The organism is Flavobacterium xinjiangense, from assembly GCF_900142885.1.
Lineage (GTDB): Bacteria > Bacteroidota > Bacteroidia > Flavobacteriales > Flavobacteriaceae > Flavobacterium > Flavobacterium xinjiangense.
In genome coordinates this window covers 20,880-46,524 of record NZ_FRCL01000020.1, presented here as the reverse complement: position 1 = coordinate 46,524, position 25,645 = coordinate 20,880, and the positions used below count along the sequence as shown (strand labels likewise).

The following is a 25,645-nucleotide window of genomic DNA, read 5'->3' as shown; positions in this document are numbered from 1 at the left end:
CAAGTCGTATTACTATAAGGTATTAATCCAAATTTCTCTGGGCTATCCCTTTGTGAAAGGTAGATTGCATACGCGTTACGCACCCGTGCGCCGGTCTCTAGGTCCGAAAACCTATACCCCTCGACTTGCATGTGTTAAGCCTGCCGCTAGCGTTCATCCTGAGCCAGGATCAAACTCTTCATCGTATATTGTGTGCTTAATAAATTAAGCTATTGTTATTTGACTGAAGTTCTAGTGGTTTTTTCAAATCTTTCAATTCTATTACTCTTTATTATTTGTCTCATCTTTTGGACGAGACGGCTGTCAATTCAATATGTCTAGGAACGTGTTCTTCTTGTTTTATCGCTTCGTTTAACACACATCGTGTGTCTCTCAAAGCGGGTGCAAAAGTGCAACTTCTTTTCTTATCTCGCAAGTGTTTTGAAAAGTTTTTTTAGGAAATTTTCGTTTCCTTTTTCTTTACCTTAAAAGCCGATTTCTCAACCTTTACACCCACTCAATCTATCTATGAACTTGCTCCCTTTCGGGTCGGCAAAGATAATTACTTCTTTTATTTCTCGCAAATCTTTTTTCTAAAACTTTCGCCTTAATTTTGATTCGCTTTCCATTAAATAAGTAAGAACGTCTGCGCCATTGCGGGTGCAAAACTACACCCTTTATACCGTTATTCAAGCTTTTTTATCCCTTTTTTTTGATGTTTTTTACTCCACAGCTTTAACTCGCTGGAAACGTGAATTTTGAAAGTATTTTTTTTTCGCCCCCCTCTCAACGCTTCGTCACTCTCCGAAGGAAAGGACGACTTTACGGGCAAAAATCCGTAGATGTCATTATATATAGGTTATAAATACATTGTTCCAATCAGGCACTTTACTCCTATATATAAGGTAACACATATACTGGTTACTCTAATTTCATCTTTAACTAAATCATAAAGTCGATGAAACAAGAAAGAACAAGATAAAACATAACGCCCTAGCCCCGATAGAAGCGGAAATCCTTTTCTCGAGTTTTTACGAGAGAAAAGATTGAAACGAATAGCGGGCAATAGCTCCTAATAGAAATAAACTCTTTTACTTATATATAATGACTGCCATTTTGTTTTTACCAACATAGTAACAAACCTTACATATATATTGTATGTGTTTTCGTAATCCTTTATATTTGCATTCTTAAAATATCAAACAATGATTAAGATTACTTTGCCCGATGGGTCAGTTAGAGAGTATGATTCAGGGGTAACTCCCATGGATGTTGCTAAAAGCATTAGCGAAGGATTTGCTAGAAATGTAATTTCGGCTTCTTTTGATGGTACAACAATTGAAACTACAACTCAATTAACGACGGACGGGAGTCTTACATTATATACATGGAATGATGCTGATGGTAAAAAAGCTTTCTGGCATTCAACTTCGCACGTAATGGCACAGGTTCTAGAGGAAATGTATCCAGGGATTAAATTAACTCTTGGACCAGCAATCTCTAATGGGTTTTATTATGATGTAGATTTTGAAGATCAGAAAATTACAGATGCTGACTTTAAAAAAATTGAGGATCGTGTTCTTGAAATTTCAAGAGGTAAACATGAGTTCAAACTACGTCCGGTATCCAAAGCAGAAGCTTTAGAATTATACAAAGACAACGTTTATAAAACGGAGTTGATTACAAATCTTGAAGATGGAACAATCACGTTTTGTGATCATGATACGTTTACTGACTTATGTCGTGGTGGTCATATTCCAAATACCGGAATAATCAAAGCGATGAAAATAATGAGTGTTGCCGGAGCCTACTGGCGCGGTGACGAGAAGAACAAACAGTTAACTCGTGTTTACGGAACGTCATTTCCTAAACAAAAGGATTTGACTGAATACTTGGAATTACTAGAGGAAGCAAAACGTCGCGACCATAGAAAACTAGGTAAAGAACTTGAACTTTTTGCTTTTTCACAAAAAGTAGGTGCTGGTTTGCCATTGTGGTTGCCGAAAGGTGCGGCTTTGAGAGATCGTCTTGAACAGTTTTTGAAAAAAGCACAGAAAAAAGGTGGTTACGAGCAAGTGGTTACGCCACATATTGGTCAGAAAGAACTATATGTGACTTCAGGACATTATGCAAAGTACGGTGCTGACAGTTTTCAACCGATAAGCACTCCTGCAGAAGGAGAGGAATTTTTATTGAAACCAATGAACTGCCCTCATCACTGTGAAATTTACAATGTACGCCCTTGGTCGTACAAAGATTTACCGAAACGTTATGCTGAATTTGGTACTGTTTACAGATACGAACAGAGTGGTGAATTACACGGTTTAACTCGCGTTCGTGGATTTACTCAGGATGATGCACATATCTTTTGTACGCCAGATCAGCTGGATGAAGAATTCAAGAAAGTAATTGACTTGGTGCTTTATGTATTCTCTTCATTAGGTTTCGAAAACTTTACCGCTCAGATTTCACTAAGAGATAAAGAGAACAGAGATAAGTATATAGGTACTGATGAAAACTGGGAAAAAGCGGAGAATGCTATCATCAATGCTGCCAAAGACAAAAACCTAGATACCGTTATCGAATATGGTGAAGCGGCTTTCTATGGTCCAAAATTGGATTTCATGGTTAAAGACGCCTTAGGAAGACAGTGGCAATTAGGTACGATTCAGGTGGATTACAACCTACCAGAACGTTTCGACTTGACATACAAAGGATCTGATAATGAACTACATAGACCTGTAATGATTCATAGAGCGCCGTTTGGTTCGATGGAACGATTTATAGCTATTTTACTAGAACACACAGCAGGAAATTTCCCACTCTGGTTGATGCCTGAACAGGCTACAATCTTGTGTTTGAGCGAGAAATATGAAATATATGCGAAAAAAGTTTTAAATCTGCTAGAAAATCACGAAATTCGCGCCCTTGTAGACAATAGAAACGAGACAATCGGGAAGAAAATTAGAGATGCTGAAATGCAGAAAACCCCGTTTATGTTGATTGTAGGTGAGGAAGAAGAGAAAAACGGAACGATTTCTATTCGTCGTCATGGACAAGAAGGAAAAGGAAATATAACAGTTACAATAGAAGAATTTGTAGCTATTGTAAACGAAGAGATCAATAAAACATTAAAAGTATTTACAGTTTAACTTAAATTATAAAGTCATAGCAATAAGAAGCAACAGAGGTTATCAACCTCGCGTAGAAAAAAAGGATGCACACAGAATAAATAATCTTATTCGTGGTGTACAAGAAGTAAGACTTGTAGGTGAAAATATCGAACCTGGAGTTTTTAAACTTTCGGAAGCTTTAAGATTAGCGGATCAATTTGAATTGGATTTAGTTGAGATTTCTCCTAATGCTGAACCTCCGGTTTGTAAAATCATGGATTACAAGAAATTTGTTTACGAGCAAAAGAAACGTGATAAAATTCTAAAAGCGAAATCTACTCAAGTAGTCGTTAAGGAAATTCGTTTTGGACCTCAAACAGATGAACATGATTATGAATTCAAGAGAAAGAATGCAGAGAAGTTCTTGAAAGAAGGAGCAAAATTAAAAGCTTTTGTATTCTTTAAAGGACGTTCAATCATTTATAAAGATCAAGGACAAATCTTATTATTGAGATTGGCTACAGATCTAGAAGAATTTGGTAAGGTGGAAGCGATGCCAGTTCTGGAAGGAAAGAGAATGATTATGTTCATTGCTCCGAAGAAGAAAAAGTAAAAAGTTAGCAGTCGCAGTTTTCAGTTTTCATACTGCAAACTGAAAACCGAGAATGAAAACTAAAAAATAAATAAGTAAGTAAGAATAAATTAAAATACTAGGAAAAAATGCCTAAAATGAAAACCAAATCTAGCGCCAAGAAACGTTTTAAAGTTACTGGTTCTGGAAAGATTAAAAGAAAGCATGCTTTTAAAAGTCACATCTTGACTAAAAAATCTAAAAAACGTAAATTAGCTTTGACACATTCAGCGCTAGTTCACAAAACAGATATGAAAAGCATCAAACAACAATTAAGAATTATATAATAAGTCATAAAGTCTAAAGTTGTAACGTCTTAAAGTCATTAGACTTTCGACATTCGACTTTAAAACATTTGATTAAAAAATTCTTTAGGTTAAAACAATTTCCAATAACCTTGGAGTATGGCCATTAAGTGCTTTTGATTAAATTCAAGCCGCCTACTACAAAAACACATCAAAATTATGCCAAGATCGGTAAATTCAGTTGCTAAAAGAGCAAGAAGAAAAAAAATAATGAAGCAAGCCAAAGGTTTCTTTGGTAGACGTAAAAACGTTTGGACAGTTGCTAAGAATGCGGTAGAGAAAGCAATGTGCTACGCTTACCGTGACAGAAAAGTGAACAAAAGAAATTTCCGTGCTTTATGGATTCAACGTATCAACGCTGGAGCTAGATTAGAAGGAATGTCTTATTCACAATTCATGGGTAAAGTAAAAGCTAACGGAATCGAATTGAACAGAAAAGTTCTTGCAGATTTAGCTATGAACCACCCTGAAGCTTTCAAAGCAGTACTTAATAAAGTAAAATAAACGTTTTATCAACTCAATTTAGATTACTTACTTATATAGAAACCTCAATCGAAAGATTGGGGTTTTTTGTTTTTAATAGCCTTTAAAAATTAAAAAAATATAGTAATCCGATACGTACTTTATTAGAATTAATTTCTGTACTTTCGAAAAATGATACTTAGAAAACTTCATTTACCGATTTACATTTTATTACTATCACTCTTTTTAGTATTCCAATCTTGTAAGAAAAAACCACAAAAAAATTCCCCAAAAAAACAAGATCTTACAGAAGTTAACAGACTCTTGGCAACTGGTTATAAACTTTATGAAAATGAAGAATTAGACAGTTCCTACTACTATTATAACAAAGCAAAATCTGCTGCCGAAATAAAAAAAGATACCTCCAGAATTATTCATTCATTAGCGTGGATAGCACAAATTCAAGCGGATTTAGGAGATTATTCTGGTAGTGAATCTACGGCCGTGGAAGCACTCCCTTTTTTAGATAACAATGATAAATACCCCAATGGCAGATGGAATATTTATAATACATTAGGTAATAACTACATACATACATTTGACAACGTAAACGCTCTTTATTATTTCAATAAATCACTCATTATAAAAACAGATCCAATTGAAAAATACGGTATAAGAAACAATATAGCCTTAGTCTATATGGCACAAGAAAAATACCAAGATGCTATCCAAATTCTTTCTCTTTTGACTTTAAAAAAAGAAATTTTAGAAGATCCAGAAGCTTATTCTCGAATATTAGATAATCTAGGCTACTGCTATTATAAAGTACAGAATCCAAAATCACTCGCCTACTTAAACCAATCCGTAAAAATAAGATTACAAGAAAATAATGACCGAGGACTTATTGGGAGTTACTACCATCTTTTCCACTATTATAAAAAAAGCAACCTCAATTTGGCCGCCCACTATGCGAACTTGGCATATGAAAAAGCTACAAAAGTACATCAAGTTGATGATCGTTTGGAATGTTTAGCGCTATTAATACAAAACAGTCCAGACAACAAATCGAAAGAATTTTCAGCACTCTACCTCAAAATAAACGACAGCATCGATAAAGTAAGGCTAAAAGCAAAAAATCAGTTTGCTAAAATCAGATACGATTCCACTAAAGAAAAGAACGAAAATCTAAAACTAAAAGCGCAAACAATACTGCAGCAAGAAAAACAGCAAAACAAAAACCTACTCTTGTACTTCGTGGTTGCAGTTATTATTACGATGAGTATTGTTGTTGGTAATTTCCTTGTAGCCAAAAACAAAAGAGAAAAAATAAAAAGTGCCTATAATACTGAGATTAGAATTGCTAAGAAACTGCATGATGAACTGGCTAACGATGTTTTCCATACGATGGCTTTTGCAGAAACACAAGATCTATCCACTAATGCAAATAAAGAGATATTACTTAGCCTCCTTGATACTATATATTCACGAACGCGAAACATTTCTAAAGAAAATAGTTCTATAGAGGCAGGGCCTCTATTTACTTCTAACTTAAAAGAAATGATGTCTGCGTTCAACAGCTCTGCAATTAATGTCTTAATCAACGGAATAGATACGATTGACTGGCCAAATGTAGACAATAATACAAAAATCACAATGTACCGTGTACTTCAAGAATTACTTGTCAACATGAAAAAACACAGCCACTGCAGTTTAGCAGTAATAATTTTCAAAAAAAATGAAAACAAATTACAAATAGATTACAGTGATAATGGCGTGGGAGCTACGATAGAAGAATTAAATCTAAAAAATGGATTACAAAATGTAGAAAACCGTATCCAGTCTATAAAAGGAACAATAACTTTTGAAACAAAATCGGACAAAGGCTTCAAAGTACATATTACATTTCCAATTTAAATGTAGTAAATAAAACACGAAGCTTTAATCGACTAATTTTGAATGAATTACTGTCATTTATGTAAATATTTCTTAATAATATATTCAGATATTGGTTTTAATGTTTTCTCCGTTTCTGGATGTAGTCCTGGCTGATTAAAATATTCATAATTACCCTCAAATGATTTTCCATACCAAACTATCGGTTTTCCTTTTTTGAAGAAAATTGTATTTGTGCTAACCTCGATTTTTTTAAAGGACAATAAATCCTCATTTAAAACTACTACTGATGTTACATTTCCAATTCCTAATTTTTCATTTTTGCAATCCACTGCTTCATAATGATCCCCGTCCCACTTCATACATTCTTTTTCGGGGAAAATCATATTCTTTACCGAATACCCCATAAAAAACAAAGATAAGAACACAGTCAAAACAATTACTGCCTTTTTCTTTACCCTATCATTATGCTTGGTTTCCACTACTTCTTCCTCCCTTTTATCTTCACTAAAATAATCCACATCAGATTCCTTTTCTTCTACCAATGAAGTGACGTCTAAATTACTTTTTTCAATAATTTTCCCATTAAGTAAATACTTACTGTAAGGTCTTGGATTAAAATCAACAAGAATGGCTGCCAATTCTATTCTTGTCACATTATCCGAATCCTTCTCTTCTTTTAAAAATGATATTATAGGTTTGAATTTTCCAATATCAAAATTCTCAATTTCCTTCCTTACCTTTTCCTCTTCTTTTACATTAAAAAACATCCTAAATACACTCCCATCCGTTTTTGTCAAACAATGATCAAGCCTCATCAAACACAGATTCCGTAATTGAGCAGGCGTAGGATTTAATAAAATGCCTGAGACTTCTTCAATTTTCGACACCTCATATTTTATTCTAATGGCATTCTTGTATTCTTCAAAAGTAATTTTGTTCATAAGCATTTAGTGGAAATATTCGGAATCCTATGGAAACCTTCGGAATTAGCGGAATCATCGGAATTCCATTCAAATTATTCAACAAAGACCGCATTTCTTTGCCACAGAATTAGTTCCTGTTTTGAATTGCAATCAAGACAAATGTACAAAACTAGTTCTAAAAAAGTGTCGCAAAATAGCATGGCAAGTTTATTCGGGAAGTATAAATAATACTCTTCTGTTTCAGCGCACTTCACTTCCCAAAAAGCAAAAGAAAAAAAGTTTTAACGGCGTGCCTATTCAGGCAAAGATTCGATTTGAATATCGGACAGCCCAACCTATGTCTAATTTTTAATTCCAAAAAAATGAAAAGAATAATTCTTGTATCTTGTTATATCATTGCATGTCTTACTATGGTTTCCTGTACCAATGACGAAATGGAAACTAACCCAAATATTAAACAACAAGTATCAGCAGATGCTGCTGCTGATACTGGCGGAAGTTCAACTGGCCAAACTCCAACAACTCCACCAAAACCGTAATATAAATAGTTATTTCTATTATAACTATATTTAAATTAATTTCTGTATTTTCGGGGAATGATAGTTAAAAAGTTACATTTCCCGATTTACATTTTTTTATTGATAATATCTTTTGCGTTACAATCCTGCAAAAAAGAACAACAAAGCATCCTAAAAACTATAGACAATTCAAATTATACAAAGAATATAACCCTCGCTGAAAAATATATTAATAATCAAGAATTTGATAGTGCTTTTTACTATTACAGCAAAATAAAATCAAATAGTAATCCAAATAAAGATCAAAGCAAAATTATCTATTGTTTACTAAAACTAGCATACATTCATCAAGTACACGGTGATTACGCAAGTAGCGAATCAAATGCAACAGAAGCAATCCAATTTTTTCAAAACAACACAGATTCTTATTACAAAGTTTCTATATATAATATACTGGGGATTAGTTACAACAATCTTTATGATTATGATAATGCTATTTATTATTATAATAAAGCATTAAATTTATCAGAGGATGAATTGCAGAAAGCCATTATTAAAAACAACATTGCAGTCATTTATATTGAAAAACATGACTATCAAAATGCCACAACCATCCTATTACCCTTGACTTTAAAAAAAGAAGTTACAAATAACTTTGAAAATTACGCCCGAGTACTCGATAATTTGGGCTATTGCTATTTCAAAGTTGGCAATACGAAAAGCCTTAACTATTTGAATCAATCCTTGAAAATAAAAAAACAGATAAAAGATGACTTTGGAATAACCACGAGCTATCAAACCTTATCTGAATTTCACGCTAAAACCAATCCAAATTTATCTCATAAATATGGCCAATTAGCCTATGAAAAAGCGACAAAAATAAATAGTGTTGACGATCGATTGAAATCATTAGCATTATTAGTAGAGACCAGCATTGGGAATGAATCAAAAAAATTCTCCATGTTGCACCTTCATATCAATGACAGTATCAATAAGGTGAGGCAAAAGGCAAAAAATCAATTTGCTAAAATAAAATATGATTCTAAAAAAGAAAAAGAAGAAAATTTAAAACTAAAAGCCCAAAAAGCCGAAAACGCACTTCAATTAGAACAACAAAAAAACAAAAATCTACTTTTATATTTCATTGTAGGAATTATTATTATGATCAGTATTTTTATCTCTAATTTTCTTGTAGCCAAAAACAAAAGAGAAAAGATAAAAATCTCTTACAATACAGAGATTCGAATTGCAAAAAAACTTCATGATGAGTTGGCCAACGATGTTTATCACACCATGGCTTTTGCCGAAACGCAAGATTTATCTACCAGCCCAAATAAAGAAATATTGCTTACCAATCTGGATACCATTTATTCCAGAACACGAAACATTTCTAAAGAAAACAGCACCATAGAAACGGGTTCTCTCTTTGTATCTAACTTAAAAGAAATGATGTCAGGTTTCAATAACAACGAAGTAAATGTGTTGGTCAATGGAATAGATACAATCAATTGGACAACTTTAGAAAGTAATAAAAAAATTACTGTTTATCGTGTACTTCAAGAATTGCTTGTCAACATGAAAAAGCACAGTCAATGCAGTTTAGTAGTGTTAACTTTTCAAAAAAATGAAAAAAAATTACAAATAGATTACAGTGATAACGGCATCGGAGCAACATTTGACGAAAAAAAATCAAGAAATGGACTACAGAATGTGGAAAACCGTATTATGGCTATAAAAGGAACACTTACTTTTGATACTAAATCCAACAAAGGATTTAAAGCAACTATCCTATTCCCAATATAATCAATATCACTATGTTTAATAAAGTTTTAATTGCCGAAGATCTAGATACCATAAGCGTTGCAGTAATTCAAGCGCTGGAGACATTATCTATTGTAGAGATTCATCATGCTAAATACTGTGACGATGCTTATTTAAAAATTAAAAAAGCACTTCATGACAATGTCCCTTATGATCTATTGATCAGTGATTTATCATTTAAAACCGACCATAGAGAAAACAAGCTTACTTCAGGTGAAGACCTAATCGAAGCCGTAAAAATTGCCCAACCCGATATCAAGACAATAGTTTTTTCGATTGAAGACAAATCCTTTAGAGTACAATCACTATTTAATAATTTAGGAATTAATGCTTACGTTTCGAAAGGACGTAATAGTATACCAGAACTGCAACACACTATTCAGCGTATTTATGACAATGAAGACAAAATTGTCTCGGCGGAACTATCTCATACGATGCGGGACAAGTCAATTTTTGAAATTGAAGCGTATGACATTTCTCTTTTAAAGTTATTATCTAAAGGTCATATCTTAGATGAAATTGCAGAAAGATTCAAACAGTTAGGCACAACACCCAATGGTAGTAGTAGTATAGAAAAACGAATCAACAAATTAAAAGTTTATTTTAAAGCCAGCAATAACGTACATCTAATAGCGATAGCAAAAGATCTAGGATTAGTCTAAGCTCTTTTGACCAATTCTGTATTAACTTACAGATTATTAACTAAGCTCAAATACTATCTGTTTAGCGAATACGCACACTATTTCTCATTTCCATCAATTACATTTTTTTTAAAAATAATTACTCACTTTACGGTTTCCCGTAAAGAACTTATTTTTTTTGGTTATAAGTTTGCCCTTTAAACTTTAAAATCATATAAAATGGCCAATTTTACTACTGAAGACTTAGCATTTACAGGATATTCACAAACAGTTGACGTAAGTAATAATCTCACTTATAATGAAATTATAGAACGTATATATTTAGATAAAACTGAAGAATTTGAAGTAGTTCATTTTTGCAACCAATTTTTAGAAAGATATAAGGTGCCTCAAACAAAGATAAGTTTTCAAAAGGTAGAAAGTCTATTACAACATTCTATTTTGGAAAATGAAGTTTATAGAGAACAATTATTAGATTGGATTGCTACTAATTGGGTGAAAATATAATGCGTTACTGTTTGTAAATCAGAACCGATAGGGAGTCTAACAGACCCATTTTTTAATACTTCCATTTTTATCTTTTACATCCATTCCTGCCGAAAATTTCATTGATTTTTCGAAAACAGTTACAGATAAATTAATTCATTTCACTAAAAACAAAAAAAAATGATTCTAAAAAATGATGCTGTCTTTGAATTACAACTTCCAAAAATAAATAAAAATTCGACAGAAGAAAAATGGGATAAAAGGGTTAGTGATTATGAAAATTACGTAAAAGAATATATTACACATTATAAAAAATCACTAAAAGGGAATTTCAATTCGTTATCAAAATACCCATATATGAAAATAAAATGGGAAGCTTTAGGAATGAAATTAGATAAGGCTCAAAAAAAGGAATTACTAACGAATAAGCAAATAAAAAAAGTCCTAAAAACTCAGTTGAAAATCGTAACTATTTGCTGCGAATAAATATCCCTTTTTAAATTATTTAATGAAAAAAATCTTGTTATTAGCGCTTATCGTACTCTTTACGATCACTCCTACACGCTTTAAAAAAGAAAACAAACATCAAATAATTTACTATAATACGGAGCACTACAAGTATGACGATGAAATTATCATTAGAAACAATATAAAGTAGTACAAAGGCAGGGGCCTACATACTTATATATACCTAATAGACAAATTATTCTTACCCGCTTTACTGTATGCTATACCATAACTTATCAAATTTGATTATTTATAATTTTATTACTCAAAATGAGGTTTCCCACAAGTAAATGCAATTTATTGAAGGTACGTTTGTACTCAATTAAAACCTCTAACACTTGAATTCGTTAATAATTTTTGATTTACTGTATTCAATACAAATATCAGTAATGTTGATGGGAACAGCTTGCATCATTTATTTATTATATAAAATTTGGAGAAATAAGTAAAATCTCGAGTAAAAGAGAACGTATATGAACCTACAACCTAACAAAAAAAAGTATGATTTTTAAAAATAAACTGGAAGAAATAACCTTAGATAAAGAAGGTATAATTTTAAATTGTAAAGAAAGAGCGCAAAAAGAAATTTTGTATTCTGAATTGAATGAAATCTATATTACCGTAAATAAAAGAAAACCCTTTTCTGAATTCATAGTTATTTTAATATCAGTTTGTATCGCGTCATTTTCTTTCTTGTTTTTACAAACTAATATCATTCTAACCCTCTCTGTACTGCTAATTTTTATAATTGCTGTAAGAATGAGTACTTATAACAGGTATGGAGTAAAAATATGCTTAAGAAATGGCGAAACTATTGAAAAAAAGATTGATGCTAAATCAAAACATGAAATAATAGATATTGTAAATGATGTCAAAAAAGAGATCTTCAATTATAAATTTAAAAAAAGCAATGAAGAATTAATTCAATTCTCTGTGTAAAGAGTAATTTTTTAAAAAGAGGGATTTCTCCATTTTAGATTACAAATTATTCTACCTTTGAATTATAGTGATTTTCCATCTATTTCTTAGAATTTTCCCAATTAAAACAATTTGAAATACTTCCTTAGCCTTTTACTCCTCCTCATTTCCTCCATTGTTTTTTCCCAAACCAAACTCTTATCCTGGAATCTGGAAAACTTTGGTAAATCAAAATCAGACGAAACAATAAACTACATCGCAAATTCCCTAAAAACTACGATCTCATTGCTATTCAAGAAGTTGTGGCGGGATATGGCGGCGCACAAGCAGTAGCAAGATTAGTAAATAAACTCAATCGCAAAGGAGCTAAATGGGATTATGTGATTAGTGATCCAACCAGCAGCACTGCCTACAAAACCGAACGATATGCTTTTATTTGGAAAACAAGCAAGCTTAAGAAAATAGGGAGAGCCTGGCTAGAAAAAAAATACAATTTAGAGATTGACAGAGAACCTTATTTCTGTACATTCCAATATGAAGATAAACAATTTACTGTCGCCAATTTTCATGCCATTACCAAAAACAAACGACCAGAAACGGAGATTAAATATTTTAAATTTTTGCCCGCTGAATATCCAACATTGAATTTGATTTTTGCTGGCGATTTCAATTGTCCGCAATCACATACCGTTTTTAATCCATTGAAAAAAATGGGTTACCAATCCGTTTTAGTGCATCAGAAAACCTCATTAAAAAAAGAGTGTAAAAACGGGCAATGCCTCGCTTCAGAATTTGATAATATGTACTTCAACATTTCAAAAATAACTACCATAAATTCAGGCGTTATTTCGTTTTATAAAAATTTTGACTCACTTCAAGAAGCAAGGATAATATCCGATCATATTCCTATCTGGCTCGAATTCTCTTTGAATTAACTATTCAAAAACTTCAAAAATATCTCCATCAAAAGTGGCAAAAACCATACTGGGATGTGAATCCTGATGAAACATATTCCCTTTGTTATCAATAGCAATGGCACCTGCAAAACCATCATACGGTTTTAATTCATTGAATGTTTTAGTGAAGGCTTCTCGTAATGAAAAACCATCGCTAACGCGGGTTACAATTTTAGCAGCAGTTGCATTACTCACGATATCCTCACCTACTCCTGTTAGACTAACACCACAGAATGAATTTGCATAATTTCCCGCAACGGTAGCCGAATCAGAAATCCTACCGGGAATTTCAAAACCTTTTCCTCCTGTAGATGTCGCGACAGCAATTTTACCATTTTGGTCTAAAGCCACACAACCCACTGTTCCAGTCCCTAGCGCTTTCAGTTTATTTTCATATTCTGTTCTACGTTGTGGAATCTCGGTAGAAAAAGATTCAAAACCGTGTTGTCGGGCAAAATTAGTTGCTCCACTTCCACCTAGAACTCTGTCGTCATATTGCATCAATATTTGAGCAACCTTAATTGGATTTTTTACTTGTTCGATATTGATTACGCCGCTCATTTTCTGAGATTCACCATCCATAACAGCAGCACTCATTCTGATTTTTCCGTCACTTTGAATTTGCGAGCCAATTCCTGCATTGAACAATTGATCATCTTCCAAAAGCGAAACTGCATAAACAACTGCCTCTAATGCAGAATGTTCTTTTAAAAATTCAAAAGAATCTTTTACTATTCGTTCCAGTGCGTTTTGTTTGGCAACTTTCGTTTCGTGATTGGTAGATGATTCTGAGAAAAATCCGCCGTGTATGATTAGTTTCAAATTAAAATTTTAAAAATTAAAAGCTCCGGTTTAAAGACAAAACAACGAAACAAATTTATAGCTTTTTACACCTAAGTTTTTATACTTTTCCATTATCAAAGACCTATGAATATTGGGAAGATTGAATATGCATTTTATGAGTATCAAGACTATAAGTGTCAAATTTACTCATAACATGTGTCACTAAATGCGAGATAGAAATAGGTTGTCCTAATTCTACTTGTGTCAAATTAGTGTCCTTTATTTCACGACCATCAACTAAAATTACTAATCCAGAACCTATCGCCTCCATTTGAGTATTATTGGTAATTAACAAACCCGTATCTTCTCCAAGGCCTATTCCCAATACTCTAGGATTACCCACAACAGCTTGAAAAAGTCTTCCAATTCTGCCGCGTTGCACAAAATGTGTATCGATAATTACACCATCAATTAATCCTAGTCCACTAGAAATTTTTACTTCCCCTTTTAATAAAGCTTCTGAGCTACTGCCTTGATAAATCATATTATTTGATGCTGCAGCAGCACCAGCTGAAGTTCCAGCATAAATAAATTCTTCATTGTGGTATTTATCCAGTAAAATATCATGAAAACGTGTGCCTCCAAGTATAGAAGTCAATCGCAACTGATCACCTCCGGTAAACATTACGATGTCAGCTGCTTTTAGTCGAGCCAAAATGGCTTCGTCTGCTGCTTGTTCTCTCCTTTCGATATTCAGTATATCAATATTCTTAGCATTCAAATACTCAAATGCTTTTACATATTCAGGACCAATTTCTTTTGGAATAACTGAGGCCGTGGTAATAACTTCAATACGTGAATTCTCCTTATGTTTTGACTCATTTAAGATCCTTTTTAAAATCCCTGTTTCAAAAAAATTTAAATTGCTAGTTGCATTTTTATCCAAATCAGTTTCAGTAAAACTTCCTTTATCTACCGCACCTCCTATTATTATCAGTTTTCCTAGTATATTCATTTGGCAAAAATAACCAAAAAGATAAAAGGAGCACTTGAAGTTCAGTCCTTTTTTTAATAATTTAGAATGAAATACTTATTGTTAATATTCAATAAATAAATTTTGATTCCTATTTTAAAAAAACTACTTTTAATTTAGTTCTATGCATTTTCCAAAAACAAAAACCCATTATCGTCTTCTTTTAAAAAAAACAGACCGTATTAAATTTTAAAATAAACCATTACCTATTAATCCTATTCCAAAAAATAATACCCCATTTTATGAAAATAATCAAAGTACAAGCCCTACGCGGTCCCAATATATGGAGCATACAAAGAAAAAAATTAGTCCAAATGCGATTGGATTTGGAAGAAATGGAACAGTTTCCTACTAATAAAATTGAAGGATTTAAAGAACGTATTGAAGCTATGTTTCCTACAATGATTGAACATCGTTGTTCTGAAGGCTGCCGTGGTGGATTTTTTTCCAGAGTAGAACGTGGTACCTGGATGGGCCATGTGATTGAACATATTGCGCTCGAAATTCAATCTTTGGCTGGAATGGAAACTGGATTTGGGAGAACCAGAGAAACCAGAACTCCAGGAACTTATAATGTGGTTTTTAGTTATACGGAAGAAAATGTGGGACTTTTTGCAGCTGAATCTTCCGTTGCAATTGCCGAAGCATTAATTGCGGGAACGCCATATGATGTGGAAGCTGACTTACAAAAAATGCGTGAAATACGGGAACGTGTTCGACTTGGACCAAGTACCGGAAGTATCGTAGAAGAAGCTGTTGCCAGAAATATCCCTTGGATTAGATTAGGAACAAATTCATTAGTTCAATTAGGATATGGTATTAATCAAATGCGTTTTCAAGCAACAATTACTTGTAAAACCAGTAGCATTGCCGTAGATATTGCCTGTAATAAAGAGCAAACCAAAAAAATGTTGGATATGGCTTCGATTCCCGTGGCCAGCGGAAGTATTTGTACGGATGAAGAAGGTTTAGCAGATACGATTAAAAAAATTGGATATCCCATTGTACTAAAGCCTTTGGACGGAAACCATGGAAAAGGAGCTTCCATTAATGTTACTAATTGGGACGATGCAGTTGCTGGTTTAGCATTTGCACAACAATACGGTAAACGTGTTATAGTAGAAAAATTTATCACTGGTTTCGATTTTAGAATATTGGTAATTGATAATAAACTTGTCGCTGCTGCAAAAAGAGTTCCTGCTCATGTGATAGGAAACGGGAATGACAACATTCAGCAATTAATTGACACAACCAATTTGGATCCCAGAAGAGGTTATGGCCATGAAAATGTGTTAACCCAAATAGACGTTGATCGAGATACTGAAGATTTGTTGGAAAAACTAGGTTACACATTGGAAACCATTCCAAGAACTGGTGAAATCGTATTCTTGAAATCTACTGCTAATCTAAGTACGGGTGGAACTTCTGTGGATGTTACAGATATGATGCATCCAGAAAACATTTTCCTTGCCGAAAGAATTTCAAGAGTAATTGGACTGGATATCTGCGGTGTTGATATTATGGCGGAAAATTTAACCCAACCACTAAAAGAAAATGGCGGTGTAATTCTTGAAGTCAATGCTGCACCTGGATTTAGAATGCATCTGGCACCTTCTGAAGGGCTACCTAGAAATGTAGCTTCTCCAGTTATTGACATGTTGTATCCTCCCGGAAAATCATGTCGTATTCCAATTATTGCAGTTACTGGGACTAATGGTAAGACTACTACTACCCGATTATTAGCTCACATTGTAAAAAATAATGGTTTCAAAGTAGGGTTTACCACATCAGATGGGATTTACATTCAAAATCACATGATGGAAAAAGGGGATACAACCGGACCTCTAAGTGCCGAATATATTTTGAGAGATCCAACTGTAGAATTCGCTGTACTGGAAACTGCTCGAGGCGGAATACTTCGTTCTGGCTTAGGCTTTAGCCGTTGCGATATTGGAATTATTACCAATATTCAGGAAGATCATTTGGGATTAAGTGATATTCACACCTTAGATGACTTGGCAAGAGTAAAAGCTACTGTTGTAAAAAGTATCAAGAAAGACGGTTGGGCAGTTTTGAACGGAGACGATGAACAATGCATAAAATTAGGTCAGGATCTAAATTGCAATGTCGCCTACTTTAGTTTAAGTGAAGACAACGATTTCATCAAAAAATTATGTGCTGAGGGAAAAACCGTTGCCGTTTATGAAAATGGATTTATTACCATCAAAAAAGGAGAATGGAAAATCCGAATCGAACGCGCCACTCATGTACCTTTAACACTGGGCGGAAAAGCAAAATTTATGATTGCCAATGTGCTTGCCGCAACTTTAGCGAGTTATTTATGGGGTTTTAAAACTGAAGATATCAGTTTATCTCTACAAACTTTTATTCCAAGTGCAGCACAAACTCCCGGTCGAATGAATATTTTTGAGTTCAAAAAATTCAAAGTATTGATTGATTTTGCTCATAATGCATCTGGTTATAAAGGTGTCGAAGAATACCTGCAAAGTGTCGATGCTACCAAGAAAATAGGAATAATAGCTGGTGTTGGTGACCGTCGTGATGAAGACATAAGAGAATGTGCCAATATTGCCGCCAGAATGTTCGATCATATTATCATAAGACAGGAAAAATACCTGAGAGGAAGAACCGAAGAAGAGATTATAAATTTAATCCTTGAAGGAATTAAAAATTCTGGTAAAACGGTAACCTATGAAATTATCCCTAAAGAAACCGAAGCCATAAGACATGCGATAAATTGTGCCGAAGAAGGGAGCTTTATCACTGCCTTAAGCGATGTAGTTACTAATGCTATTGATATTGTCCAGGAGTATTTAGACAAAGAAAATGAACATGGAATCGTTTAACTTTTTTCATTAAATAACAAAAGCTACTGTAAAAAGTAGCTTTTTTTTTGATAAATGATGACTGCATTTTATCACATTATAAATATTTAGGAGCTGTTTCCTGCTTTCGCCTTTATCTTTGTTCGTTCCTCTCAAAGGATATCGGCTCAAATGAAATTCACTGAACTCAAAAAAAATAGAAATTAAGTGAAGTAATCAGGGCTATAATCCATACCGTTTTAAAGAACTATATTTCTAAAAAATTGACATTTCTGTTTTTGTTGTTAATAATTCCAAAGCATTCATCCCCAACTCTGAATTTCCTTTTTGGTTAAGTCGAGGGCTCCAAGTGGCAACAACAAAATTTTTAGGATACAAAGCCGCAATTCCTCCTCCAATTCCGCTTTTACCAGGCAATCCCACCTTATAAGTAAACTCTCCTGACTCATCATAAAATCCACAACTTTGCATCAAAGCATTAAGCCTTTTTACCTGACTTTTAGTCAAAATTGGCACTCCCGCTTTAGTTTTTCCTTCATTGGCAAAAAAGAAAAAGGAATGTGCTAATTCCTTGCATGTCATTTCAATCGCACATTGGTGAAAATAAAAATCCAGAACTTCATCAACATCATTATGTATATTTCCAAAAGATTTTAAAAAATTAGCTAAAGCAGCATTCCTGAAACGAGTATCTTTTTCAGATTGTGCCACTTTTAAATTAAAATCGATCTTTGGACTCCCACAAATCATTCTTATAAAATTCAGAAAATCTTGTTTTGGGTTTTTCAAATGAGTTACAAGAATATCAGCAATAACAATTGCGCCGGCATTGATAAAAGGATTTCGGGGAATTCCTTTTTCATATTCTAATTGTACTAAGGAATTAAAGGCACTCCCTGATGGCTCAACTCCTACTCGTTCCCATATTTTTTCATCCAGAAAAGAAAACGCCAATGCAACAGTCAGTGCTTTAGAAATACTCTGGATCGAAAATTTCTCCTCACTATCACCTATTCCAAAGTCCTCGCCAGCAATTGTGGTTAAATGTATTCCAAATTTATCCGGATCCACTTTACCTAATTCAGGAATGGAAGAAGTAATCTTCCCTAGTGTAGCAAGTTTTTCAGATTCATTATATATTTCTTGTAAAATGACTTTGTAATTCATGTAAAGAATTTTATCGATTTAAAAGTATGATTACGTTTTCTGTTTTTTCTTTCTTGCAGCAGGAAATAACACATTATTCAAAATCAAGCGATAACCCGGAGAATTAGGATGCAAATCCAGAACTGTGGGAGGATCGCCGACCTGATGCTGAAAATCTTCAGGGTCATGACCGCCATAAAACGTATACATCCCTTTGCCTTTTTCTCCATGAAGATAACGAACTTCGCCATTCAATTCACAGGTTCCCATAACCAAAACATTAGATTTAATAAGCGAGGGGTCAAAAGAGGTAGTTTGCCCCATAAAACCTTTTACGAGTTGGGTATGATTTTGACACAACATGCTGGGAATAGGATCCCATTTTGCCGAAAATTCCATCAAAGTGAAATAATCCTTTTCCATTGGAATCCGCCTTTTCAAAGTCATATCGATATCTGAAAATTCATATTGCTCCGGTCTTCTTTCTAAAATAAAATCTTTGAATGCAAACGTAGAACCGTAATTCATCTTCGATTGAAAATTAGCATCGCTCGCATCTCCATCAAACATAGTCTCGCAAATATCGACACCATCGGCAGCTAAAGCAATGTCAAAACTATCGGTTGCTGAACACATGGCAAACATAAATCCTCCACCAATTACAAAATCTCTAATCTTTTTGGCAACAGCAACTTTTTCTTGAGAGACTTTTGGGTATCCTAATTTTGCAGCTAAAATTTCAGCTTCTTTCTTTTGCTCAATATACCAAGGTGCATTCCTATAAGCCCCAAAAAACTTACCGTATTGCCCGGTAAAATCTTCATGATGTAAATGCAACCAATCATAAAGTAGCAGTTGGTCGCTTAAAACTTCTTCATCATATATAGGCGTAAAAGGAATTTCGGCATAAGTCAGAACCATGGTAACAGCATCATCCCAAGGTTGTTTCCCTTCGGGCGTATAAACTGCAATTTTAGGCGCTTTTTCCAAAATAACAGTTTCCATGTTTTGTGAAGGGCTAGATATATCCTCCAATATCTTGGTTTCTTCACTATCCGAGAGGATTTCAAAACTAACTCCTCTAATTTGGCATTCTCTACGTATTTCAGGTGCATCAGGTAATAAAAATGACCCTCCACGATAATTCAATAACCAACTTGCTTTATAATTTTTATCTAAACACCAATATGTAATTCCATAAGCTTTTAGATGATTTTGTTGCGTGGTTTCATCCATTGGCAACAAAATAAATGAAGCTTTTGCAGAAAAAGAAAGTAGAATGACAAAAGTATAAATAATTCGCTTCAACATCGTTTATTGATTTTTATCTATCAAAGATAGAAAGTAAGTACTTGAAATGACAAAAATTTCACTTTAAAATAAAACCCAAAATCCTTTTTGAGAAAAAACACGTAAATATACGCATAGACAAACTATATCAAGTGTATAAATTTACACTTCGATATAAAAGCAAAGTAGAAATGGAAAATTTAGAAATAGACTTTAAGAAAAAGACAAAACCTTTCAATATAAAGATTTTTATAATAAACATTGGAATACTTCTGCTAGTACTACTTATTTTAACTTTCTATGTAATGTGTTATCAGCTTTTTTTTAATTAGGAATATTTACGCTTTATAACGCAACAAACGATTATTTTGAAAAATCACTTCATAGCTTTATCGGAAGAAATTCTTATATCATCACAGGCAGGAGAAGATACAACATCGCTTAGACGGCAATTATTTTATATCAGACAGTCAAAACTTGAAAAAAGTCTGTATGCAGATGATCTCAAAAAAGTATTTTGGATTAACATATACCATGCATTCTATATCATCATTTCGAATGAAACGAAAGAAAGTAACAGAATTTTGAACATCAAAAGAATCAAAATATCTCACACGATTCTCTCTTTAGATGATATTGAACATGGAATATTAAGAAAATATAAATTCAAAATGGGCTATGGATATTTCACAAATCCATTTTACTCCAGTTTTATAACGAGGACAGCAGTTGAAAAGGTCGATTATAGAATTCATTTTGCTTTAAGAAGTATTAAAGTAATGAGCATTTCTATTCCTACTTACGACAGTAAACATATAGATCAACAACTCAGTTTAGTTGCAAAAAATTTTATTGAATTAAAAACGGAATTTGATCATGATGCAAAAACAATTCAAGTTTCGGATTTTATATTGCACAATTTAAAGGATTTTGGCGGAAAAAAATCTGTCAAAAAAATAATGGAAACTACCTTCACGAAAGACTTTTCGACATATAGACTTCGATTCAAAACTGCAAAGCCAATTGATAAAATCAAATTTGCTTCCTAATTTATTTGTTTGGTAAAAAGCCAAAAACCTTAAATTTCCATTATAATAATATCATTTTGCACAGCATAAACCACTAATCCGGCAATATTTTTGGATTGTGTTTTCAGTAATAAACTATTGCGATGCCCTTCAACCGTTCTGGGGCTTATGAAAAGCTGTTCCCCTATTTCAACTGAACTTTTCTGGGAACAAATAAGTTTAAGCACTTCAATCTCCCGCTTGGTAAGGAAGTTATTGTCAAAATTGCTTTTGAGTTTCTTATTAGTCAAAACATCTTCCTTAATAACTTTAATAACAGAATCCGTGTAGTAAAATCCTTTTAACGCAACCTCATTTATGGTAGTTAACAAGTCTTGAGGCGTTGCATTTTTTATCAAATACGAAACGGCACCCACATCAATCATATTGGCAACAAAGGATTTAGAATCATAACTGGTAAGTGCAATAATTTTGATTTCAGGAAACTCTTTACGAATAATTTTAGTGGCTTCTACTCCATTAATCACCGGCATTTTCAAATCCATAATAATAATGTCCGGATGATTACTATTTAACTGTAGAAAAGAAATGAGCTCATCTCCATTTGAAGCTTCAAAAATAACCTCTAGGTTTTTTTCCCGCTCCAACAAAAATGAAATTCCTTTTCTAAAAAGTAATTCATCGTCTACCAATATTATTTTGATTGTGTCATTCATTCTTTAAAAATTAAAAACTACTGAAATCCCGTTGTTAATTGAGGAATCCATAGCAATTGTCCCTTTTAAGAAAGCTACTCTACTCTCAATATTTTTCATACCGAGCCCTTTCTGATTTTTATGATTAGCTATATCAAAACCAATTCCGTTATCAGAATAATAGCATATTTTGCCATCTTTATCGTTTTCAAAAAGAATAGATATTAGTGTTGCTTTTCCGTGTCGAAGTGAATTATTCATCAGTTCTTGCAAAATTCTAAATACATGTAAATGCCTGTCATTATCTAAAATATCAAATGAAACATTATTTTCATAGTTTACACTAATTAGTTTAGCGCTACTAAACTCTAAACATAATTCCTCAACACCGGCATGAAGTCCAAATTTGTCGAGAACCGGAGGCAAAAGTCCATGTGCAATTTTCCTTGAATTGTCCAGAGCCTTAGCGGTGAGATTAATAATATTGGCAGTAATTTCACTAACTTCTCCTGAAGATAAATTAGGAGTATTGAGCAGATGACTATTTAAAGAAACAACATTAAGTTTAGAACTAATGTCATCATGCAAGTCCTGGGCAATACGTTTACGTTCTTCCTCCTGAGTAATGATTACGGCACTCAAAAGCTCTTTTTGATATTGAATTTCCAGATCTTTCTTCTCTAATTCTTTCTGAATAATCTTCTTTCTTGAAAAATAAAAAAATAAGACCATTACTATCCCCATTAAAAGAAAAGCGAAGCAAGTGTATAGAATAATCTCAATTATATCATTTTCATGTAAAGTGTTTACTTTCATAAAATTGCATTAATTATCTTTTTGGAATTACTTTTTCGCCACTCAACAAATATGAAAATTTGATAGACGATAAATAATATTGCATTAAGAATCCACGGAATCTTATTGATTTTTGGACTTAAAGTTGCCATAAGGTTACCCGCTAAAAACAAAACGATGCTCCCAAACAAGTAAAGTAAAACTCCCATATTAATGTAATAAAATTCTTTTTTGGAATTTAGCATATTATAAAAATGAAAAGCGGCATAAATAATCAGTAAAAATGAGGTTATGAAAATTTCAAACAAATTGAATTTAAATAATAGACTGGGAGCTAAGCCGTATTGAATTCCTAAAACTAACAAGCAAAAAACAAATCCAATGTTTACCATTCTTTTTTGAAGTGCCTCTTTGAATAAATTTTTATAAAAAAAACTCAACATTATAAATTGCCCAATAAAATAAAAATGGGAGAGGTATAAATTTTGATAATGAAGATTCACCAAAATTTTTGATCCCAATTGAATACTAAAAATGATTCCCAGATAAAAAGTAAAAATCTTAAATCCCTTATTTTGAAATCGAAAGTCTCTAATAAATAGAATTAAATTACATATTAAAATCAAATTACCAATATTTGCAAATATTCTTAACATATCGTTTTTATTTAAACATTGGACTTTTTGGATCGCATGCCGGAGGACAAGGTTCTGTAAAATCATAAATACCATCCACTTCTTTATTGACCCCATCTCCTTGTGATATCATATCTACGTAAATACCCGTTGAAGAATCAAATTTAGTTCCAACAATCATTAATTTTTCGACTCCATTATCATCCACACCAATGTACGCTCTTACCGCATCAATTCCTTCAACCAGTACTTCCAGAACATCTTTTTTTGGAATTAAAAAGGCGTGTACCTGTTGGTGTTTATTGTAATTGCCCTCTTCTTTAGACCAACGCTTAGCCCACCGTTGTGCTTCTTTAAGTGAGATTGCGTTTGTTACTTTATTTGATGCTAGGTTTTGGGTTGAACGCTCTTCAGACATACTTCTTTGTTATTAAATTAATACAATTATTCGCTAAACTACTAATTAATATTACCTTAACAAAACTAATGACCAAATTATAATATTGCAAAAAGCCTAAATCTGTAGGGAGTTTAGGCTTATTTAATGGTACAGAAATAAAAGATGAGTCGGTTTTATTTTATTTTTCTAAAACGGTACATCACTATCATCATCTTCGTCATTCAAATTACTGCCAAAAGCTTCATTAGCTGATGGGAGATTTTTAGTGATAAAAGGATTGTCATCTTGATTCATACTCGATGGTAAATCATCGTAACTGCCACTGTAATCTTCCAAGTTATCAAATTTACCCAAATGTCCGATAAACTTCAAACGAACGTTTTCAATACTACCATTACGGTGTTTGGCAATCATTATTTCTGCCTGACCAGCAGTTGGTGAAGCTTCATCATCATCCCATTCGTCAATTTTGTAATATTCAGGACGGTATAGAAACGATACAATATCGGCATCTTGCTCAATCGCCCCTGATTCACGAAGGTCAGAAAGCAACGGTCTTTTGCTGGATCCACGCGTTTCAACCGCACGAGATAACTGAGAAAGTGCAATAACAGGAACATTCAACTCCTTCGCTAATGCTTTTAAGTTTCGGGAAATCGTAGAAATCTCCTGTTCTCTATTTCCTCCCCCTTTTCCGTTTCCACCGGCGGTCATCAATTGCAAATAATCGACAATAATAATTCGGATACCATGCTGTGAAACCAAACGTCTTGCTTTTGCTCTTAAATCAAAAATAGACAATGAAGGTGTATCATCAATGTATAAGGGTGCCTTTTCCAGATTCTTCACTTTGGTGCTCAATTGTTCCCATTCGTGTTTTTCCAGTTTTCCGGTACGCAATTTCTCCGATGACAGACCAGTTTCAGATGAAATCAAACGGGTGATTAACTGCACTGATGCCATTTCCAGAGAAAATAACGCAACAGGCATTCCAAAATCAATTGCCATATTTCGAGCCATTGATAATACAAATGCGGTCTTTCCCATTGCTGGCCTTGCCGCTATAATAATTAAATCACTTGGTTGCCAACCAGAAGTAATCTTATCCAATTTATCAAAACCGGTTGCCACACCACTCAATCCTTCTTGTCCTGCTATTTCTTCAATACGTTTTTTAGCCTGCAACACTAAACTTTGGGCCGTTTCAGAACTACGTTTTATATTCCCTTGCGTTACCTCGTACAATTTGGATTCAGCTCTGTCCAACAAATCGAAAACATCTGTTGTTTCATCATAAGAATCTTCAATGATTTCGGTAGAAATTCGAATCAGACTTCGTTGAATAAATTTTTGGAGAATAATTCTGGAGTGAAATTCAATGTGTGCCGAAGACGAAATCTTTTGCGTAAGCTGAATTAAGTAAAAATCCCCGCCTGCCAATTCTAATTTTGCATTTTTCTTAAGTTGGGCAGAAACGGTTAATAAGTCAATTGGCTGTGTTTCAGTAAACAGTTGAACGATAGCCTCAAAAATATGTTTGTGTGCTTCTTTATAAAAAGCATCGGGTTGTAAAATGTCAATTACATCATCAACCCCTTTTTTATCAATCATCATCGCGCCAAGCACAGCCTCTTCTAGATCGAGAACCTGTGGTTGCAATTTTCCTTTTTCAAGGCTTATTATAGTAGTTTTATCAACCTTCACAGGATTAATATTTCTGAAGTTTTCCATATAGCGAAAGTAACAAAAATTAAAAAAATATTGTCATTGAGTTATTACGAATAATTGTTCATAAGTAACTATTTTTTGTTTATAACCATAAAAAAATCCGAAACGGT

Annotated in this window: 23 protein-coding genes and 1 rRNA gene; 14 read left to right on the top strand and 10 right to left on the bottom strand. The window is 33.3% G+C overall.

Annotated elements, in window-relative coordinates:
• A 16S ribosomal RNA gene (locus tag BUC23_RS16435) occupies positions 1-185 on the bottom strand; the annotation flags it as partial.
• Between the two features lie 999 nt (positions 186-1,184).
• Between BUC23_RS16435 and thrS the strand changes: the two genes are divergently transcribed.
• From thrS to BUC23_RS16410, 5 genes are all read left to right on the top strand, one after another.
• A complete protein-coding gene (gene thrS, locus BUC23_RS16430; RefSeq protein WP_073211543.1) occupies positions 1,185-3,131 on the top strand; it encodes a threonine--tRNA ligase in 1,947 nt (648 codons plus the stop codon).
• A 16-nt stretch (positions 3,132-3,147) separates the two neighbouring features.
• Positions 3,148-3,705 carry a translation initiation factor IF-3 gene (gene infC / locus BUC23_RS16425; protein WP_379852977.1) on the top strand — a complete coding sequence of 186 codons (558 nt, stop codon included), beginning with the start codon at positions 3,148-3,150 and terminating at the stop codon, positions 3,703-3,705.
• Positions 3,706-3,812: 107 nt separating this feature from the next.
• A complete protein-coding gene (rpmI, locus tag BUC23_RS16420; protein WP_022827375.1) occupies positions 3,813-4,010 on the top strand; it encodes a 50S ribosomal protein L35 in 198 nt (65 codons plus the stop codon).
• Between the two features lie 177 nt (positions 4,011-4,187).
• Positions 4,188-4,532 carry a 50S ribosomal protein L20 gene (gene rplT, locus BUC23_RS16415; protein WP_035633036.1) on the top strand — a complete coding sequence of 115 codons (345 nt, stop codon included), beginning with the start codon at positions 4,188-4,190 and terminating at the stop codon, positions 4,530-4,532.
• A 150-nt stretch (positions 4,533-4,682) separates the two neighbouring features.
• The gene (locus BUC23_RS16410; protein ID WP_073211537.1) at positions 4,683-6,404 is read left to right on the top strand and encodes a tetratricopeptide repeat-containing sensor histidine kinase; all 1,722 of its coding nucleotides are present in this window, start codon (positions 4,683-4,685) and stop codon (positions 6,402-6,404) included.
• Between the two features lie 53 nt (positions 6,405-6,457).
• Here BUC23_RS16410 and BUC23_RS16405 read toward each other — a convergent pair whose 3' ends face one another.
• Entirely contained in the window at positions 6,458-7,327 is an 870-nt protein-coding gene (locus tag BUC23_RS16405) for a hypothetical protein (protein WP_139259961.1), read from the bottom strand.
• A 344-nt stretch (positions 7,328-7,671) separates the two neighbouring features.
• On the opposite strand from BUC23_RS16405, the gene BUC23_RS17575 reads away from it, so the two are divergent.
• From BUC23_RS17575 to BUC23_RS16375, 7 genes are all read left to right on the top strand, one after another.
• Positions 7,672-7,848 carry a hypothetical protein gene (locus tag BUC23_RS17575; protein ID WP_167365603.1) on the top strand — a complete coding sequence of 59 codons (177 nt, stop codon included), beginning with the start codon at positions 7,672-7,674 and terminating at the stop codon, positions 7,846-7,848.
• A gap of 99 nt (positions 7,849-7,947) precedes the next feature.
• The gene (locus BUC23_RS16400; protein ID WP_139259959.1) at positions 7,948-9,630 is read left to right on the top strand and encodes a tetratricopeptide repeat-containing sensor histidine kinase; all 1,683 of its coding nucleotides are present in this window, start codon (positions 7,948-7,950) and stop codon (positions 9,628-9,630) included.
• An 11-nt stretch (positions 9,631-9,641) separates the two neighbouring features.
• Complete coding sequence (locus BUC23_RS16395) at positions 9,642-10,310, top strand: DNA-binding transcriptional response regulator (RefSeq protein ID WP_073211527.1); 669 nt, start codon at positions 9,642-9,644, stop codon at positions 10,308-10,310.
• A gap of 198 nt (positions 10,311-10,508) precedes the next feature.
• Positions 10,509-10,796 carry a hypothetical protein gene (locus tag BUC23_RS16390; protein WP_073211524.1) on the top strand — a complete coding sequence of 96 codons (288 nt, stop codon included), beginning with the start codon at positions 10,509-10,511 and terminating at the stop codon, positions 10,794-10,796.
• Positions 10,797-10,955: 159 nt separating this feature from the next.
• Positions 10,956-11,261, top strand: coding sequence for a hypothetical protein (locus BUC23_RS16385; protein WP_073211521.1), 306 nt, complete (start codon positions 10,956-10,958; stop codon positions 11,259-11,261).
• A 522-nt stretch (positions 11,262-11,783) separates the two neighbouring features.
• Complete coding sequence (locus BUC23_RS16380; RefSeq protein ID WP_073211518.1) at positions 11,784-12,221, top strand: hypothetical protein; 438 nt, start codon at positions 11,784-11,786, stop codon at positions 12,219-12,221.
• Between the two features lie 281 nt (positions 12,222-12,502).
• Positions 12,503-13,135 (top strand): endonuclease/exonuclease/phosphatase family protein, encoded by a 633-nt coding sequence (locus BUC23_RS16375; RefSeq protein ID WP_407918684.1) that lies wholly within the window; start codon positions 12,503-12,505, stop codon positions 13,133-13,135.
• Here the strand turns inward: BUC23_RS16375 and BUC23_RS16370 are convergent, their stop codons facing one another.
• Both BUC23_RS16370 and BUC23_RS16365 read right to left on the bottom strand, forming a co-directional pair.
• Complete coding sequence (locus tag BUC23_RS16370) at positions 13,136-13,978, bottom strand: isoaspartyl peptidase/L-asparaginase (protein ID WP_073211514.1); 843 nt, start codon at positions 13,976-13,978, stop codon at positions 13,136-13,138.
• A gap of 103 nt (positions 13,979-14,081) precedes the next feature.
• Positions 14,082-14,954, bottom strand: coding sequence for a cyanophycinase (locus BUC23_RS16365; protein ID WP_073211511.1), 873 nt, complete (start codon positions 14,952-14,954; stop codon positions 14,082-14,084).
• Between the two features lie 260 nt (positions 14,955-15,214).
• On the opposite strand from BUC23_RS16365, the gene cphA reads away from it, so the two are divergent.
• The gene (gene cphA, locus BUC23_RS16360; protein ID WP_073211508.1) at positions 15,215-17,839 is read left to right on the top strand and encodes a cyanophycin synthetase; all 2,625 of its coding nucleotides are present in this window, start codon (positions 15,215-15,217) and stop codon (positions 17,837-17,839) included.
• Positions 17,840-18,073: 234 nt separating this feature from the next.
• On the opposite strand, the gene BUC23_RS16355 is transcribed toward cphA, so the two are convergent.
• Positions 18,074-18,985, bottom strand: coding sequence for a glutaminase (locus tag BUC23_RS16355; protein WP_073211505.1), 912 nt, complete (start codon positions 18,983-18,985; stop codon positions 18,074-18,076).
• Between the two features lie 30 nt (positions 18,986-19,015).
• The gene (locus BUC23_RS16350; RefSeq protein ID WP_073211502.1) at positions 19,016-20,275 is read right to left on the bottom strand and encodes an asparagine synthetase B; all 1,260 of its coding nucleotides are present in this window, start codon (positions 20,273-20,275) and stop codon (positions 19,016-19,018) included.
• 347 nt (positions 20,276-20,622) lie between these two features.
• Here BUC23_RS16350 and BUC23_RS16345 point away from each other — a divergent pair, with 347 nt between their 5' ends.
• Entirely contained in the window at positions 20,623-21,303 is a 681-nt protein-coding gene (locus tag BUC23_RS16345) for a DUF547 domain-containing protein (protein ID WP_073211500.1), read from the top strand.
• Between the two features lie 29 nt (positions 21,304-21,332).
• Here BUC23_RS16345 and BUC23_RS16340 read toward each other — a convergent pair whose 3' ends face one another.
• The 4 genes from BUC23_RS16340 to dnaB all read right to left on the bottom strand — a co-directional run bounded on the left by BUC23_RS16340 (position 21,333) and on the right by dnaB (position 25,538).
• Entirely contained in the window at positions 21,333-21,998 is a 666-nt protein-coding gene (locus BUC23_RS16340; protein WP_073211497.1) for a response regulator transcription factor, read from the bottom strand.
• Between the two features lie 3 nt (positions 21,999-22,001).
• On the bottom strand, positions 22,002-22,793 hold the full coding sequence (locus BUC23_RS16335; RefSeq protein WP_073211494.1) for a sensor histidine kinase: 792 nt from the start codon (positions 22,791-22,793) through the stop codon (positions 22,002-22,004).
• A gap of 642 nt (positions 22,794-23,435) precedes the next feature.
• Positions 23,436-23,825: a hypothetical protein gene (locus tag BUC23_RS16325; protein WP_073211488.1), complete on the bottom strand. Its 390-nt coding sequence runs from the start codon at positions 23,823-23,825 to the stop codon at positions 23,436-23,438.
• Positions 23,826-23,993: 168 nt separating this feature from the next.
• Positions 23,994-25,538 (bottom strand): replicative DNA helicase, encoded by a 1,545-nt coding sequence (gene dnaB, locus BUC23_RS16320; protein WP_073211485.1) that lies wholly within the window; start codon positions 25,536-25,538, stop codon positions 23,994-23,996.
• Positions 25,539-25,645: the final 107 nt, after the last annotated feature.